Source organism: Pseudomonas sp. W2Oct36 (assembly GCF_041060465.1).
Taxonomy (GTDB): domain Bacteria; phylum Pseudomonadota; class Gammaproteobacteria; order Pseudomonadales; family Pseudomonadaceae; genus Aquipseudomonas; species Aquipseudomonas graminis_B.
In genome coordinates this window covers 50,947-67,095 of sequence record NZ_JAUERW010000018.1, presented here as the reverse complement: position 1 = coordinate 67,095, position 16,149 = coordinate 50,947, and the positions used below count along the sequence as shown (strand labels likewise).

The window sequence follows — 16,149 nt, the reverse complement described above, 5'->3', positions numbered from 1 at the left end:
GTCCCGCGATCGGCGACGCAGTCGTCGTAAAACCGGATTGTGGCGTACATCAGGCGGAACGCATCTTCCAATTGCTGCCGGTTCCCGGCAGATCGCGGGACAAGCCACGCTCCTACAGCGGACGGCGGACGAGATTCTGGAATCCCACCTGCTCCCGATGCGCCACGTCCTGCACCACTGCCCTCATCCGCACCACACTCCCCGGCAGTTTCTGCGCCAGCCGCGCCAGTGACAGCGGCGTCAGCGCGCCGAGCCTTGGATAGCCGCCGATGGTCTGACGGTCGTTGAGCAGGACGATCGGCTGACCATCCGGCGGGACCTGGATGGCGCCGAGCGGGATGCCTTCGGAGATCATCGGTTTGCCCTGATAAACCAGCTCCGGCCCCAGCAGGCGCATGCCCATGCGGTCGGCGCGGCTGTCGAGGGTCCAGTCGCTATTGAACGCATCGAACAGGCTCAAGCCGCTGAACTGGCCGATCTGTGCACCGAGAACGACATCCAGCGGACGCTGTTCGGAAAAGTCGGGAATGAGGTGATCGGGCAGCGCGTGAAGCTCAAATGACGCCCCTGCATAAGTCAGTTGATCGCCTTCAGCCAGCGCTTTGCCGCTTCCTTCGAGCCCGCCCAGCCCTTCGCGTGTGACGGTGGAGCAGCTGCCGAGCACATCGAGCGCCGCAAATCCGCCGGGCGCCGCGAGGTAGGCGCGGGCACCGTTGATGGGCCGGGTAAAACGTAGCTGCTGGCCTTTGCGCACAAAGAAGCTGCGCCACGGCGCCATCGGACGATCGTCGAGCATCGCGCCCAGATCCGCACCCGCCAGGGCCAGACAGCAGTCGGCCTCGGCTACCAGCGTCAGGCCGCCCAATGTCACTTCGACGACGGCAGCGTCCAGCGCGTTATTCAGTAGCTTGTTGGCCCACGACATCGACACCCAGTCCAGCGCCCCACCCTGGGTGACGCCGAGGTGTCTTACGCCAAACCGTCCCGCGTCCTGCAACAGGCACAGCGGCGTGCTGCTTTTAACCGTCAACGCGCTCATGCCAGGCCCTCCAGCGGCGTGTCGTCGCCGCCCAGACGCATGAACTCGGCGTGATCAACGGCGGCAAAACGCACGGTGTCGCCAGGCTGCATCAGGCTGTAGCCGTCGATTTCGCGATCAAACAGTTTGGCCGGGGTGCGCCCGAGGATGTTCCAGCCGCCGGGCGACTCCAGTGGATAGGCCGCCGTTTGCCGTTCGGCGATGCCGACACTTCCCGCGGCAACGCGCTTGCGGGGTGTCTTGATGCGCGGCGCGGCGAGGATTTCTTCCACCAGCCCCATGAACCCGAACCCCGGCGCGAAGCCCAGGGCGAAGACCTGATACTCGCGCTGGCTGTGGCGGCTAATCACTTCTTCCACCGACAGCCCGCTGCGCCTGGACAACAGGCTCAACTCGGGCCCGACGCTGAGGTCGTACCAGACCGGCAACACATGCTGCCGACCGCCTTGGGCGGCGTCGGGTGTGAGGTCTTTCAGCGCATCGGTAATGATCGCCCGAGCCTGTGTCGGACTCAACGCCAACAGATCGTAATGCACCATCAACGTGGTGTAGGACGGCACCAGATCAATCAATTGCGCAGCAAAGCCCTCGCGCAGACGCAACGTCGCGGCGAGCATCCACGGCATGTTGGCCTCGTCGATGGCGTCGAACAGGCGGACCATCAGGCAATCGATGGCGACGACTTCGATGCGCAGGTTCACGGGGCCGACGGTCCGGCGTCAGTGCCGTTCAATGCCTGACGAATGCGCTGGACTGCGTCGATGGAGCTGGCGTTGTCGCCGTGCACGCACAAGGTGTGTGGTTGCAGCCGCAGCTCGCTGCCATCGCTGGCGATCAAGGCTTCGCCTCGGGACAAGGTCATGGCCTGAGCGATGATGACCTCGGCATCGTGATGCACCGCGCCGGGAATGTTGCGCGAGACCAGACGCCCCACATTGTCGTAGGCCCTATCGGCAAAGGCCTCGAACCACAGCGTGATGCCGAATTCATCGGCGATGGCTTGCGCCGCAGAGTTGTCGCGCATGGCCAGCAGCATCAGCGGCAGTTCGGGATTGTAACGGGCGATGGCCTCGATAACGGCGCGCAGTTGCGTCGGGTTGGCCATCATGTCGTTGTACATCGCGCCGTGGGGTTTGACGTAGCTGACGTGGCTGCCCTGGGCTCGGCAAACGCCGTCAAGTGCGCCGATCTGGTAATGCAGCAGGTCTTGAATTTCCTGCGGCGAACAGGCCATCGAGCGACGGCCGAAACCCACCAGATCCTGATAAGCCGGGTGCGCGCCAATGGTAACGTTGTTGGCCAGGGCCAGCGCGACGGTCTTGCGCATGACGCTCGGGTCGCCGGCGTGGAAGCCGCAGGCGATGTTGGCGCAATCGATGTAGGGCATGACCTCGGCGTCCAGACCCATGGTCCAGACGCCGTAGCTTTCGCCGATATCACAATTCAATAACAGGCGGCTCAAAGGCGTGACTCCTGTGCGAACGAGACGGGGAGAAGCTCGAGTGTACGCGCGGGGTTGTCAGGTTGGCAGCGCGGGACACGGGGCTGTGCGTTGGGGGCATTCTTCGGCGCGGATGGCCCAAGCGTCCAACTAATTAAAGCGCGGGGGGAGGATAAGAAAAAGTGAACGGTGCGAGGATCTTCACTGACTGTGAGGGCCCCTTCCCGGCTAAAGCCGGTCTACAAGGTCCTACGAAGTACCCCCCACTGTAGGACCGGCTTCAGCCGGGAAGGCGTCAGTAGCATCACTGCCCAATCAAGCGGGTGCCGGCAATGAGCCTCAACGCCAGTCCCGACCCACCGGTCGCACGTGATGCCGACCCACAAACACCCAGTCAATGAACACCACAATGCTTTCGATGACCAGCGAAAACAGCAACGCGCACAGCAGGCCCCAGCCGATGACTTCCGGCGACAACAGCACCTGCCAGGTGTAGCCATTCCAGGTTTCGTCGCGGATGCCGGTGTCGGCGGCGGTCAGCACATGCCAGGCGCGGGAGTACCACGGGCCTTGCAGCGCCAGCCATTCACGGTCAAGGGTCTGATTGCGGGTGAGCAGGTTGCTGATGTTGTCAGCGTCGGTGCGGAACACCGGATCATCGCTGCTGCGGTAATGCTGGATCAGGGCCTGCACGTCGCCATTGAAGAACCGCTGGGCGGTTTCGGTATAACCGCGCAGGCTTTGTTGCGCTTCCAGCATGTGCGCTTCGACGCGCTTGCTGTAATCGCTGATGAAGCCTGGAATCTGCACGCCTATCAACAGGCCTGCCGTGAACAACACCAGTCGTATATAGCTGCGCAGCATAGATCCCTCTCTCTCAGGCCGAGCCTTCGGCAACGCATTCGCCGCGGCGCCAAAGACTCCAGTGACCCGGTTCGTAGCGATTCCAGGTCTCGTTTTCGGTCAGCGGCTCGGTGGCAATCACCGTCACCACATCGTTGGGCGTGGTTTCTGCCTGGAAATCGACGATGACGTCGACGTCTTTCAGGCGCGCCGGGCCAAACGGCGCGCGGCGGGTGATGTGCACCAGCTTGGTCGAACAGTAGCAAAACAGCCAGTCGCCATCACTGAGCAGTGCGTTGAATACGCCTTTGCTGCGGTATTCGTTGCAGGCCTCGACCAGAGTCGGCAGCAACTGCTCGATCTCGACGGGCTCGGGAAACGCTTCACGCACCCGGTTGAGCAGGTCGCAGAACGCCGCTTCACTGTCGGTATCGCCCACTGGCCGATAAAACGTGGCACCGGGGTGAAAATCCGCGAGCTGACCGTTGTGGGCGAAACACCAGTTGCGCCCCCACAGTTCGCGCACAAAAGGATGGGTGTTGGACAGACAGACCTTGCCGACGTTGGCCTGACGAATGTGGCCGATGACCACTTCGCTCTTGATGGGGTAACGCTGGACCAGTTGCGCAACTTCCGACTCGCTGCTCGCGGCAGGGTCCTGAAACAGGCGCAGGCCACGGCCTTCGTAGAAACCGATGCCCCAGCCGTCGCGGTGCGGACCGGTACGGCCACCGCGCTGCATCAGCCCGGTGAAGCTGAACACGATGTCCGTCGGTATGTTGGCACTCATGCCCAGAAGTTCACACATGCTCGGGTCTCGGTGCGTTGAAGCACGCGTCTGGGAGGATGCCGGTGATCATCACAGTTTGGGTTCGACGCGATAGCGGCCGCTCGGCGCAGGTGCTGGCGATGTCGCCGGCGACGGGCTGGCGAAGCGTCCTGCAGGCTGGTCCGCGTAAGGCTCGTCGTGTTCCTTCTGCTCGGCGGCAGCCTGTGCAGCGGCAGCTTCGGCGTGGGCCAGACGGGCTTTTTTCTTGCGCAGGAACGGCAAGCGGATCAAGGCGTAAACCAAGTAGAGGCCCAGCGCGACGGCGCCGTAAGTGGAGAGGTCGAGCACGGCGCGCCAGACGTTGTTGCCGACTTTCAGCGCCAGATCCAGCACGCTGATCGCCAGCGCCGGGGCGTATTGATCCTTGGCCGGATCGACGATGGTCGGGCAGAACAACAGCACGGCGCCGATCACGCGCAGGGGTTCGCGCAGGTAGCGCCACATCCAGCCGGTCAGCTTGAACCACACCAACAGACAGCCCAACGCGGCGAACGCGTAAAGGCCCCAGGCAATCAGATAGTCGTTGTCGGTCATGACGTCCGTGGTAAGGCAGGTAAAGAGGCGCTTATGATAACGACTTTTCACCAGCCCGGCTTCCCCGGCTTCAGTTATCGGTCCGCCGCGTGTCCAGCACCGGGCAGCGCGACCGATCCCTTTTAAATGAGCCCACGTGAGAGAGCCCAGCATGCCTTCCGCCCCACACACTGCCACCGCCCCGGTCGCCCGCCAGGCTGACGGCGCCGACCCGTACGCCTGGCTGCAAAACCGCGACACCGAGGAAGTGCTCGATTACCTCAAGGCCGAGAACGCCTGGCAGGAACAGCAGCTCGCCGACCTGCAGCCGTTGCGCGAAACCCTGTTCCAGGAGATCAAGGGCCGCATCCTCGAAACCGATCTGTCCCTGCCCTCCCCCTGGGGCCCGTATCTTTATTACACCCGGACCACCGAAGGCGACGAATACGCCCGTCACTACCGCTGCCCGCGCCCGGCCGATGACTCCCAGACCCTCGACGAAAGCGCTGAAGAATTGCTGCTCGACCCGAACGAACTGGCCGGCGGTGGCTTCTTCTCCCTCGGCGCGTTCAGCATCAGCCCCGACCATCGGCGCCTGGCCTACAGCCTCGACACCAGCGGCGAGGAGGTTTATCAGCTGTACGTCAAAGAGCTGAGCAGCGGCGCGGTCAGCAGCCTGCCGTTCGAAGACTGCGACGGCAGCATGACCTGGGCCAACGACAGCCAGACCCTGTTCTTCGGCGAACTGGACGACACCCACCGTCCGCACAAGCTGTATCGCCACAAGCTGGGCGAAGCATCCGCCGAGCTGGTGTTCAGCGAGCCCGACGGGCGCTTCTTCCTGCATTGCTATCGCAGCAGCTCGGAGCGGCAGTTGATCGTGGGGCTGGACAGTAAAACCACCAGCGAGGCCTGGGTGCTGGACGCGGGCACGCCCGAGCAGGCGTTCGTGTGCATGGCACCGCGCAGCGAAGGCCACGAGTATTTGGTGGACCACGGATTGATCGAGGGCGAATGGAGCTGGGTGATTCGCAGCAATCAGGACGGCATCAACTTTGCGCTGTATCACGCGGCTGAAAAGGCCGATGGCGCACCTGAGCGTGGCGACTGGCAGAACCTGATTGCCCACAGCGAGACGGTCATGCTCGACGGCTTCAGCCTCAACGCCAAAGGCCTGACCTTGAGCCTGCGCGAAGGCGGCCTGCCGATTGTCGAAGTACATCCCCAAGGCCTGCCGGCGTATCGCGTGCAACTGCCGGATGCAGCGTACAACCTGTACGTGCAGGACACCCTTGAATTCGGGAGCGACAAGATTCGCCTGCGCTATCAGTCGCTGAACCGTCCGCCGCAGGTATGGCAATTGTCGCTGGCCACCGGGGAACAGGTCGTACTCAAGGAAACGCCCGTACTGGGTGTGTTCGACGCCGATGCCTACGTCAGCCAGCGGTTGTGGGCGACGGCCGCCGACGGTACGCAAGTGCCGATCAGCCTGGTGGTCAAGCGCGAGCTGGCGGGTCAGACGGTTCCGCTGTATCTCTACGGCTATGGCGCGTACGGCGAGAGCCTGGACCCGTGGTTTTCCCATGCGCGACTGAGCCTGCTCGATCGCGGCATCGCTTTCGCCATCGCCCATGTGCGCGGCGGCGGTGAGCTGGGCGAAGCCTGGTACCGCAACGGCAAGCAGGAGCACAAGCAGAACACCTTCAGCGACTTCATCACCTGCGCCGAACACTTGATCGCGGAGAACATCACCACTGCCGAGCAACTGGTCATCAGTGGCGGCAGCGCCGGCGGCCTGTTGATTGGCGCGGTGGTCAATCAGCGTCCTGAGCTGTTCAAGGCGGCCATTGCTGAAGTCCCGTTCGTCGATGTGCTGAACACCATGCTCGATCCCGATCTGCCGCTGACCGTCACCGAGTACGACGAGTGGGGCAACCCGCAGGAGGCCGATGTTCACGCGCGGATCAAGGCCTACGCGCCTTATGAAAATGTCATAGCGCAGGATTATCCGGCCATGCTGGTGATCGCGGGCTATAACGACAGTCGCGTGCAGTATTGGGAGGCGGCCAAGTGGGTGGCAAAACTGCGTGATCTAAAAACCGACGATAACCTGCTGTTGCTCAAGACCGAACTGGGTGCAGGCCACGGTGGCATGAGCGGGCGCTATCAGGGATTGCGTGACGTAGCACTCGAATACGGATTTATTCTGAAAGTGCTGAACATGGCCTGACGAAATCTGCGCGAGTGGTGTGTCACATGGCAAGCCCCGGACGCTGTAAAGTCCGGGGCTGCTCTCACGCCAGCCAGTGCTTCACGCAATCTCCCTGAACACTCAACAAGAACTCGCCATGTCTACATTACTCAACAAAGAAATCCGCGACATGCTGATGGACTGCGGTCTGTTCATAGCCCTGACGCCTGCAGAATTCGCCGCCGCTGCGGGGTACTTCAGCATCAGCAGCATTGAAAAAGGCGACGCGATCTTCAACGAGGGCGACGCGGGCACGTTCATGTGCATTATTCATTCGGGCACGGTGTCGGTGCAGAAGCTCAACAGCGACGGCCAACCGGTGGAGACCGCCGTACTGCGCAGCGGCAGAGCGTTTGGCGAAATGGCGGTGCTGGACGGCGAACGCCGCTCGGCCACATGCATCGCCGCATCGTCGTGCTACCTGCTGAACCTTGGCAAGGATTCGCTGGAAAAGATGCTCAACGAGGCACCGAAAGTGGCGGCGAAGATCATCCGCGCGATCGCGGTGGCCATGTCGAAGCGGCTGCGCATGATGGACGGCCAGGTGGTGACGCAGCACGATTGAGAGCGTCGAGCGTGAGTCAGGGACTGGGCTTGGCCGACGGCTGCAAGCCGGGCAATGGCTCATCGTCCTTTGGCGGACCTGGCTGGGGAATCTTCGGCAATAACGGCGGGTTGCCTTGCCCGCCTGCATGGGGAACGCCCGGCGGTGCCACTTGCGGGTACGGCGTTGGCGTCGCGGTGCCGGGCGAACCCTCGGAAGCCGCGATGGGCTCGGGTGTATTCAGAACAGGCTGCAGGCTCTCGGCAGACGCTTGCGACGCGCCGAGCACAGTGATGACAATCGTCAGTAGAATGGAGCACTTCATCGTTGGCCTCCCCTGCCAATCTTTCGCTTACCGCTCAGGCTACTCCTGCGCAACCCATCGCGCTCTGACAAATTGCGCTGCATGCGGCCCTACCCTTTTGACGAGTTATCCATGAAACGTTTTGTTCTGCTCGACACCACTCCGATCCCCGATAACGGCGGCGCCTTGTGCCTGTTCGAGTACGGCGAAGATTTTGTCATCAAGATCCAGGGCGGCGACGGCGGCCAGTTGATGAACACGCGCATGCACGGCTCTGAAGACGCTCTGGCCGAAATACCGTGCAAGAAGGTCGCTGCCCGCCTTAACCCGCGGGTGCTGATCGGCGGATTGGGCATGGGCTTCACCCTGGCGTCGGCACTCAAGCACCTGGGCAAGAACGGCGAAGTAGTGGTCGCCGAGTTGGTGCCCGGCGTGGTGGAGTGGAACCGCGGCGCATTGGGTGAGAAATCGGGCAATCCGTTGCAGGACCCGCGCGCCAAGGTCGTGGTACAGGATGTCGCTCAAGTGCTGAAAGCCGAACCCCAGGGCTTTGACGCGATCATGCTGGACGTCGACAACGGCCCCGAAGGCCTGACGCAAAAGTCCAACAGCTGGCTGTATTCGGCCGGCGGTCTTGCGGCCTGTGCCAGCGCGCTACGCCCAAAAGGCGTGCTGGCCGTGTGGTCCGCCAGCGCCGATGCGGCCTTCAGCGACAAACTGCGCAAGGCCGGTTTCAAAGCTGAAGAGGTCAAGGTCTACGCCCACGGCAACAAGGGCACACGGCATACCATCTGGATCGCTGAAAAACTGAAGGGCTGATCGACGAGCAAAGCGCTAGACTTGCCTGCATTGCTCTCCATCGCCAACAGAACACGAAACAGGTGACGCCATGAGTTCGGCCAACACGCCAACCAACACTTCCAAACTGGACCGCATCCTCGCCGACGCCCAGCGTGATCGCGAAATGGGTTACCGCGACAAAGCCCTGCGCATGTACCCGCACGTCTGCGGCCGCTGCGCCCGGGAATTTACCGGTAAACGCCTCAGCGAGTTGACCGTTCACCACCGCGACCACAACCACGACAACAATCCCCAGGACGGCTCCAACTGGGAGCTGCTGTGTCTGTACTGCCACGACAACGAACACTCGCGTTACACCGATCAGCAATACTTCTCGGAAAGCTCGACCAGCAGCCCGAAAACCGCCAAGGCCACCCACAACCCGTTCGCCGCGCTGGCCGGGTTGATGAAGAAAGACTGAGGAATGAGCTGCACGTTTTGAGCGGCAAGCGGCAAGTAAAAGCACAGCGGCGTCTGACGGGCCACCGTTCACCGCCTCCTGCAGCTTAAAGCTTGAAGCTTGCCGCTGCTTCTTTCCCCTATAATCCTGCGCTTTCTCTGATGAGCACCCTCCCCCGTGGCCAACAAACGCTATGCCTGCATCGGCTTGTTCAATCCCAAATCCCCGGAAAACGTCGGTTCGGTGATGCGCGCAGCAGGCTGCTATGGCGTGGCGTCGGTGTTCTACACCGGCAAGCGCTATGAGCGTGCGCGTGATTTCGTCACTGACACCAAGAAGATTCATCAGGACATTCCGCTGATCGGCATCGATGACCTGAGAAAGATCATCCCGCTGGGCTGCGTGCCGGTGGCCGTGGAATTGGTCGAAGGCGCACGGGCGCTGCCCGAGTACACCCACCCGGATCGCGCGATTTACATCTTCGGCCCGGAAGACGGTTCACTGGATAAGGAAATCCGCGATTGGTGCGAAGACGTGGTGTACATCCCCACGACGGGCTGCATGAACCTCGCCGCGACGGTCAACGTCGTGCTTTACGACCGCATGGCCAAAGGCATCAACACCCGCTCCGGCCCGCAGTTCGGACGGGAAACCGATCGCACCTGACGTCCGCGCGCTGACAAAACGCATTGAACAGTTTGCGCTGCTGACAGTCAGCTTTAAGGACCCTACCTTTCACGGAGAACGCATCATGAGCGACACCCCGATCATTGAACGCATCGAACGACCTTTGCACGACTACCCGGAGCAGAACGTACAGGGCTGGGAGCGTATTGGCTCGCTGGCAGGTGGTGTACTGATGATGGGCAAGGGTCTGCGCCGCGGCGGGATCTTTGGTCTGGTGCAACTGGCAATCGGCGGTGCCGTTCTGGCCCGTGGTATTACCGGCCACTGCTCGGCCAAAGCGCTGATCGACAAAAGCCGCAGCGAGATGGACGTGGCCCGTTCGCGCATCGAAGAAGCCGGCGCCGAGCTGAGCAAGCTGAAGACCAAGGCTGAAGTCGCTGTAGAAGACGCTGTCGACACCGGCGCCGACGCGTTGAAAGGTCCGAAAGGCGTCTGATCCACGCTGCATCGCACGCAAGCTCGTGACGGCTGAACCGACAGCCCCACGAGCTTTTTGCTTTAGCCCGCACGAAAAATCAGGTAATCCTCCCAGTCGTCCTCCAGCACGCTGCTTTCACTGAGCATGCGGCCGGACTGAGAAATACGCTGCTTGTGCACCTGTTCCCGGTCCCCGCACACCAGGTGGTGCCAGAGCGGCAAGTCCTTGCCCTCGCTGACCAGCCGATAGCCGCAGGTGGGCGGCAACCACTTGAATTCATCAGCCTTTCCCGGCGTCAGCTGAATGCAGTCCGGGACCTGGGCGCGACGATTCGAGTAGTCAGTGCAGGCGCAGTTCTTCATATCCAGCAGCTTGCAGGCAATGCGCGTGTAATAAACGCTGCCGTCGTCCTCGTCCTCGAGCTTTTGCAGACAGCACAAACCGCAGCCGTCACACAGCGACTCCCACTCGACTGCATCGAGCTGTTCAAGGGTTTTGCGTATCCAGAAGGGTTCTACGATGGCGGCCATGGTTCTCGCGCAAACAGCTGTGGGGCAATGAAAGGCCGCCAGTCTAGAGGCACAAGTCATTTGGGCCAAGCATTGGCGACTGTCGGTAAACGCGTTCCTCCGGCTGGACCTGCTTTGGCGGGGTAATGCGGTCCGCGAAACGCCGAGCCCGCGTCGGCCGCTGGCTGAACGGGCGGCTGAAGGGGATTTCAGTTTGTAAGGGCTGGACGCTGGGTTTTAGTGGGATCGGCTTTAGCCGGGAGGGCGTCGGGGGCACGCCGCAAACTGGATGGCGTACACACGGGCCTCTTCCCGGCTGAAGCCGGTCCCACTCATCGCTGTGTCAGCAGGACCGGTTTCAGCCGGGAAGTGCTCAATACCCCTTGGCGAAATCCACTTCGCCGCGCAATGCCTCGCCGGCGGTATAGGCCTTGAGGTTGTCCACGAACAGCTGAGTCATCGCCGGCGGCGAGGTCGGCGCCGAGCTGTGACCGGTGAGCAACAGGCCCCATGCCGTCCAGAACGGGTGACGCTGGGGCAATGGCTCCTGCCGGCAGACGTCAATGACCGCCCCCGCCAGATGCCCTTCTTTCAGCGCTTCGACCAGATCCGCATCCACCACCGCCGTGCCCCGCCCGACGTTGATGAACAACGCCGAGGGCTTGAAGCCGGCAAACAGTTTGGCGTTGTAGAGGTCCTGGGTCTGCGGCGTGTTGGGCAGCAGGTTGATGACGAAATCGACCTCGGCCACCAGACGCGGCAGGTCCTCCAGCGCAGCCACCTCAACGAACGGCGCTTCGGTCCGCGCACTCGACGCAACGCCATACAGCTCAACGCCGAACGGCACGAGGAACTGCGCCACGAAGCGGCCAATGTCGCCCGTCCCCACGATCAACGCCTTGCGTCCGGACAGGCTGCGGCCCATGCGGTTGTCCCACTTGCGCTCGACCTGACTGACCAACCGCGCCAGCACCTCACGCTCATGCACCAGCATGTAGGTCAGCACGAACTCAGCCATCACCTGACCGAAGATGCCGACGGCGCGGGTCAGTTGATAGTCGCGGTACAGCCCGTCAGCCAGCAGCGGCGTGATGCCGGCCCAGGTCGATTGCAGCCATTTCGGTTTGTGTCCCTGGCGCAGCAGATTGGCCAGCAAATCGGGCTGACCGAGCCAGATCGGCGCCTCGGCGGCCATTTTCGACAGTTCGGCGGAATTACCGCTGCTCAGCACTTCGATTTCGGGGGCCGCCTGGCGGAGCAGTTCGGTGTAAACGGGATAATCGTGTTCGGCGATCAGAACGCGCATGGCTTCAAAACTCGAATAAACGGGGCATGCGACCGCACAGCGTTCCGGACCGCGCTCGATTGAGCCGGTCAGGTCTGACGCATGCAACGGTCCGGTGTACCCCTGCGGTGGATTGCAGGGTCAGAAATCGATCACATCGGATCGTTGCGGCGCAGCAGCTCTTCGGGCAGGTGCTCGATGTAATCGTCTTCGGCCGGTGGCATCTGCAGGTGGTAACCCTGCTTTTCCAGGTTGGCGAGCACCACATGAATGTCTTCACGGGCCAGAGCGCGCTCTGGCGACAGGACCAGGTTGAAAGCGTGCTGCGGCTTGCCGAACGCAGTCAGCAATTCTTCAGGCACACGTTCCAGTGCGTCGCTCTTGAGGACATACAGGTACATTTCGTTCCTGCGCGGGCTGCGGTAGATGGAGCAAATATGTTTCAAGGCTGTTCTCCGGCATTGGCCAGGCTGTCGAGCAGCATCTGGCCCATCAATTCGCGGCGCCAGCCACGCAGCGAGTCGGGCAGTTTATAGGGACCGTCTGGGTAACCGGTCTTGAGCAGGGCTTCGAGAGTCTTTTTGCGCAGCATCAATTCCGGGGCCATGTCGAGGCGCTCGGCTTGCTGCTGGCCTATGACGCGCAAGCTCTTCAGCACGCTTGAAGCCTCGATCGGTAACGGCTCCGGCAAGGCGGGCGGCCACAGATCCGGCGACACGCTGCCGGCTTTTTTGATCAGGTCGAGCAGAAACTCGCCGTCCTGACGCACGGTCTTGGGGTGCATATCATCGATTTTCGCCAGCGCGGCGAGGTTGTCCGGCTGGGATTTTGCCAGCGGCCACAGCGAGTGCTCGCGCAACACGCGGTTGCGTGGCTGATTGCGCAGGCGCGCCTGCTGCTCGCGCCAGGCACAGAGCTCACGCAGCACGGCGAGTTGCGCCCGGGACAGCTTCCACGCCAGCTTGGCGTCGCGGTAAGCGTGATACGGATCGGTTTCGCGGCGCAGATTGGCGACCAGCTCGGCACCGTCCTCCAGCACCCAGGCGTACTTTTCATCGGACAGACGCGGACGCAGCAGGTTGTACACCTCTGCCAGGTGCACGGCGTCTTCGGCGGCGTAGCTGATCTGGGTTTCCGAAAGTGGGCGCTGCAGCCAGTCAGAACGGGTCTCGCCTTTCGGCAGGTCGATGTTCAGCACTTCCTGGACCAGACGCGAATAACCCATCGAGAACCCGAGGTTCAGGTAGGCCGCAGCCAGTTGCGTGTCGAACAGCGGCGCCGGCAGACTGCCGGTCAGGCGCAACAGCACCTCGAGGTCCTCGCTGCAGGCGTGAACGACTTTGATGACGTCAGGGTTTTCCAGCAGCGCGGCCAGAGGTTTCCAGTCGCTTATCAGCAACGGGTCGATCAGGTAAGCGCGTGAACCGTCGCCGATCTGCAACAGCGCGGCGATGGGATAAAAGGTGTCGACCCGCATGAATTCGGTGTCGAGCGCGACGTAGGACAGGGTCTGCCACTGTGCGCAATGTTCGGCGAGGCTATGGTCGTCGCGAATCCAGTGAATATCGATGGCCACACGGCTCTCCCTCGAAGAATGGCGCGCAGTATATATCGCTACAAGCGGTTACCGGGCATCCGTCCTGCAAGTCTCGAACAACTTCATCTTTGGAGCGCGCAAATAGCCGCCGCGGCGACGACCGTCCATCCGATCACTGATCACTGGCCCGCCTTGCGCAGCACATACACGCGCCACATGGCGTAGCCGGGCAGAAAGTCGTGGTGATCGACGACTCTGAAACCCGCCCGCGCGAACTCGGATTCAATGTCGCTGCGGCACACCACAAATCGATTGCGGGGCGCAGACATGCCGGCGTCCAGTCGACCCTGCTGCCGTTTGCGACGCCAGGCTTTGACGTTACCGTCCACCCACAGCCCGACGATGGCCGTGTCGCGGGTTACCCGATGGAACTCGTCGAGAATCGCGCCGCGTTTTTCGCTGTCGGCCAGGTGATGGAACAATCGCATGCAGAAAATGCAGTCCACCGCGTTGCCGGACAGGCCGATGGAAAACGCCGAGCTCTGGAATGTGCGGATGCGCTTGCGCACTTCGTTGGATGACTGCGCCTCGGCGAGCGCCAGCCTGTCGGTGGACGGATCGGCTGCGAGGATCACCCGATTGGCGTGTTCGGCCAGCACCGGCCAGAAACGCCCCGAACCCGACGGCACGTCCAGCACCAGTCCAGGCTCGCCCGCATCACGCAACGCCCTCCGTGCCAACTGCGCATCGCGCCACAGACTCAGACGTCGACTGAGGGTGTGTTCGTGCCCGCCCACGTACGCGTCGACGTGTATTTTTTTGCCGAGGGGCTCACTCATTGGCCAGTACCCCGTCCGTATAAATCCCCCGACAACCCGCGAACATGTCCAGCGCCGGGTTATAGACCTTTGTCTGCACTTCCAGCAGGCCCAGCATCGAATGGAACAGGTTGTCCTGACTGAGAGGGGCATTGCGCTCTTTTTGCAGGCAATGGGTATCCACTGCAAATGACTGCTGATAGTTCTCGGAGAACCAGGCAATCATCGGGACATGTTTCTGTTGATCGGGCGCCAGCACATAAGGCGTGCCATGCAGGAACAGGTTGTATTCACCCAGTGACTCACCGTGGTCGGACAAATACACCATGGCCGTGTCCACTTTGCCCTGATTGCTGCGCAGAATATCAATCAGCGACGCCAGTACATGGTCGGTGTAGAGCAATGTATTGTCATAACCGTTGACGATACTTTCCCGGGAACAGTTATTCAGCGCATTGCTTTCGCACACCGGGGTGAACTTCTCGAATTCTTTTGGATAACGCTTGAAGTACTCAGGACCATGACTGCCCATCTGATGCAGTACCAGCACGGTGTCCTTGTCCAGTGTGTCGATGAACTTCTGCAGGCCCTGCAACAGGATCTCATCGCGACACTCGTTGTTGGCGCACAGCGCCGGGTCCTTGAGATTGCTGACATCCTGCAACGTCACCCGGTCGCAGGTGCCCTTGCAGCCCGACTGGTTGTCCCGCCAGATCACATCCAGCCCGGCGCGTTTCAGCACATCGAGCATGCCTTCTTCATTGCGCGCGGTGGTTGCGTTGTAATCCTTGCGGCCCATGTTGGAAAACATGCACGGCACCGACACCGCCGTCTCCGTGCCGCAGGAATGCACATCCGTAAAGGTGAGCAGGCCGCGCTCCTTGCTCAGCTGGGGCGTGGTATCGCGGTTGTAACCCAGGATGCCGAAGTTCTCCGCCCGCGCGCTTTCACCCACCACCAGCACGGTCAGCGACTTGCGCTTGTGCTGCTGCCAGTCGCTGGCAAGTTTGGCGTCCTGACCGATGCTCAAGAACGGCCGCTGCGCCGACTTGACCTGCTCGCTCAAGTAACCCACGGACGCTGCCAGGTAGTTGCTTGGCACCACCATCAGGCGCAACTCGTGGTGATTGCGAAACAGCGATGACAGCCCCTGGTAATTCATCAACGCAACACCGCCAATGGCGACCGCGCACACCACGGACACCAGCGCCTTGCTGAGCAACTCACGGGGCCAGCGGCGATAGGCAATCGGTGTTTTGAAAAGAATGAACGACGGCACCACACCCAGAAAAAACAAATAAGCGAGCAACTTCAACGAGAGCAAATCGCGTACTTCCGTGACATTGGTTTCAGCGAAGTTTCTAAACATCCCCGAATCAATCATCACGCCGTATTGGCTCATGAAGTAAGCCACGCCGGCGCTGACGAAAAAGATAACGATCAACACCGGTTTTAATACGCGTTTGAACGCTAACAGCGTGAAGAAAATATTAAACGCACAAAACACCATCAGCGCAAAAGCACAACGCAACAACAGGCCCTTACCATCAGAGTCAGTAATTGCAAATAAATGCTGCCAGAGGGTCAGGTTAAACCCGATCAATAGAAAGGCACTGGCAAGCACTGTCACAAGCTCGGGACGAACTGCTTTGACGTTCAGCATAAAAGTCTGCTTGGGTGGAAATGAGAATATAAACGCGGAGGAAACCCCGCCGATGCCGCGAACTCTAGGCATCTGGCCATCAATTTTTTGTGAAAAGGATGAGAACGAATGGTGGGGTGGGATTGGTGTGTTGCCGCGGCATTCCATTGGACGCATCGAATCGATGCAACAGTTGGTCGCAGAAAACGAGGTGAAGCGTTTCGCTCTGACCGATAGCTTAGAGGTCAG

General features: G+C 61.2%; 19 protein-coding genes. 6 read left to right on the top strand and 13 right to left on the bottom strand.

From position 1 onward, the window contains the following. Window positions 1–112: 112 nt before the first annotated feature. The 6 genes from QWI18_RS20640 to QWI18_RS20615 all read right to left on the bottom strand — a co-directional run bounded on the left by QWI18_RS20640 (window position 113) and on the right by QWI18_RS20615 (window position 4,686). On the bottom strand, window positions 113–1,039 hold the full coding sequence (locus QWI18_RS20640; protein WP_369319718.1) for a biotin-dependent carboxyltransferase family protein: 927 nt from the start codon (window positions 1,037–1,039) through the stop codon (window positions 113–115). Continuing rightward, window positions 1,036–1,740: an allophanate hydrolase subunit 1 gene (locus tag QWI18_RS20635; RefSeq protein ID WP_192132064.1), complete on the bottom strand. Its 705-nt coding sequence runs from the start codon at window positions 1,738–1,740 to the stop codon at window positions 1,036–1,038. Before QWI18_RS20635 ends, QWI18_RS20640 begins: the two co-directional genes overlap by 4 nt. Continuing rightward, entirely contained in the window at window positions 1,737–2,501 is a 765-nt protein-coding gene (locus QWI18_RS20630) for a 5-oxoprolinase subunit PxpA (protein ID WP_192132066.1), read from the bottom strand. The genes QWI18_RS20635 and QWI18_RS20630 overlap by 4 nt, the downstream gene beginning before the upstream one ends. A gap of 318 nt (window positions 2,502–2,819) precedes the next feature. Then, window positions 2,820–3,344: a DUF2937 family protein gene (locus QWI18_RS20625; protein WP_192132068.1), complete on the bottom strand. Its 525-nt coding sequence runs from the start codon at window positions 3,342–3,344 to the stop codon at window positions 2,820–2,822. 13 nt (window positions 3,345–3,357) lie between these two features. Beyond that, a complete protein-coding gene (locus QWI18_RS20620) occupies window positions 3,358–4,131 on the bottom strand; it encodes a class II glutamine amidotransferase (RefSeq protein WP_065986787.1) in 774 nt (257 codons plus the stop codon). 51 nt (window positions 4,132–4,182) lie between these two features. Then, window positions 4,183–4,686 carry an MFS transporter gene (locus QWI18_RS20615; RefSeq protein ID WP_369319717.1) on the bottom strand — a complete coding sequence of 168 codons (504 nt, stop codon included), beginning with the start codon at window positions 4,684–4,686 and terminating at the stop codon, window positions 4,183–4,185. Between the two features lie 151 nt (window positions 4,687–4,837). Between QWI18_RS20615 and QWI18_RS20610 the strand changes: the two genes are divergently transcribed. Then, window positions 4,838–6,895, top strand: a complete 2,058-nt coding sequence (locus tag QWI18_RS20610; RefSeq protein ID WP_369319716.1) for a S9 family peptidase — start codon at window positions 4,838–4,840, stop codon at window positions 6,893–6,895. 118 nt (window positions 6,896–7,013) lie between these two features. Continuing rightward, window positions 7,014–7,481 (top strand): Crp/Fnr family transcriptional regulator, encoded by a 468-nt coding sequence (locus QWI18_RS20605; protein WP_369319715.1) that lies wholly within the window; start codon window positions 7,014–7,016, stop codon window positions 7,479–7,481. A 16-nt stretch (window positions 7,482–7,497) separates the two neighbouring features. On the opposite strand, the gene QWI18_RS20600 is transcribed toward QWI18_RS20605, so the two are convergent. Further along, the gene (locus QWI18_RS20600; RefSeq protein ID WP_065986782.1) at window positions 7,498–7,785 is read right to left on the bottom strand and encodes a hypothetical protein; all 288 of its coding nucleotides are present in this window, start codon (window positions 7,783–7,785) and stop codon (window positions 7,498–7,500) included. Window positions 7,786–7,896: 111 nt separating this feature from the next. Between QWI18_RS20600 and QWI18_RS20595 the strand changes: the two genes are divergently transcribed. From QWI18_RS20595 to QWI18_RS20580, 4 genes are all read left to right on the top strand, one after another. Then, the gene (locus tag QWI18_RS20595; RefSeq protein ID WP_122623072.1) at window positions 7,897–8,583 is read left to right on the top strand and encodes a spermidine synthase; all 687 of its coding nucleotides are present in this window, start codon (window positions 7,897–7,899) and stop codon (window positions 8,581–8,583) included. A 70-nt stretch (window positions 8,584–8,653) separates the two neighbouring features. After that, a complete protein-coding gene (locus QWI18_RS20590; protein WP_296309126.1) occupies window positions 8,654–9,025 on the top strand; it encodes a YajD family HNH nuclease in 372 nt (123 codons plus the stop codon). 156 nt (window positions 9,026–9,181) lie between these two features. After that, entirely contained in the window at window positions 9,182–9,670 is a 489-nt protein-coding gene (locus tag QWI18_RS20585) for an RNA methyltransferase (RefSeq protein ID WP_065986778.1), read from the top strand. Window positions 9,671–9,755: 85 nt separating this feature from the next. Next, the gene (locus QWI18_RS20580; RefSeq protein ID WP_065986777.1) at window positions 9,756–10,127 is read left to right on the top strand and encodes a DUF2892 domain-containing protein; all 372 of its coding nucleotides are present in this window, start codon (window positions 9,756–9,758) and stop codon (window positions 10,125–10,127) included. Between the two features lie 62 nt (window positions 10,128–10,189). Here the strand turns inward: QWI18_RS20580 and QWI18_RS20575 are convergent, their stop codons facing one another. The 6 genes from QWI18_RS20575 to QWI18_RS20550 form a co-directional block, all read right to left on the bottom strand. Then, window positions 10,190–10,639: a YcgN family cysteine cluster protein gene (locus QWI18_RS20575; protein WP_369319714.1), complete on the bottom strand. Its 450-nt coding sequence runs from the start codon at window positions 10,637–10,639 to the stop codon at window positions 10,190–10,192. A 352-nt stretch (window positions 10,640–10,991) separates the two neighbouring features. Continuing rightward, window positions 10,992–11,924: a D-2-hydroxyacid dehydrogenase gene (locus tag QWI18_RS20570; protein WP_369319713.1), complete on the bottom strand. Its 933-nt coding sequence runs from the start codon at window positions 11,922–11,924 to the stop codon at window positions 10,992–10,994. A gap of 131 nt (window positions 11,925–12,055) precedes the next feature. Further along, window positions 12,056–12,349 carry a YcgL domain-containing protein gene (locus QWI18_RS20565; RefSeq protein ID WP_369319712.1) on the bottom strand — a complete coding sequence of 98 codons (294 nt, stop codon included), beginning with the start codon at window positions 12,347–12,349 and terminating at the stop codon, window positions 12,056–12,058. Next, complete coding sequence (gene rnd / locus QWI18_RS20560; RefSeq protein ID WP_369319711.1) at window positions 12,346–13,479, bottom strand: ribonuclease D; 1,134 nt, start codon at window positions 13,477–13,479, stop codon at window positions 12,346–12,348. The genes QWI18_RS20565 and rnd overlap by 4 nt, the downstream gene beginning before the upstream one ends. 140 nt (window positions 13,480–13,619) lie before the next feature. Then, window positions 13,620–14,279 carry a class I SAM-dependent methyltransferase gene (locus tag QWI18_RS20555; protein WP_192132081.1) on the bottom strand — a complete coding sequence of 220 codons (660 nt, stop codon included), beginning with the start codon at window positions 14,277–14,279 and terminating at the stop codon, window positions 13,620–13,622. Beyond that, window positions 14,272–15,921 carry a phosphoethanolamine transferase gene (locus QWI18_RS20550; protein WP_192132491.1) on the bottom strand — a complete coding sequence of 550 codons (1,650 nt, stop codon included), beginning with the start codon at window positions 15,919–15,921 and terminating at the stop codon, window positions 14,272–14,274. The genes QWI18_RS20555 and QWI18_RS20550 overlap by 8 nt, the downstream gene beginning before the upstream one ends. Between the last annotated feature and the right edge of the window lie 228 nt (window positions 15,922–16,149).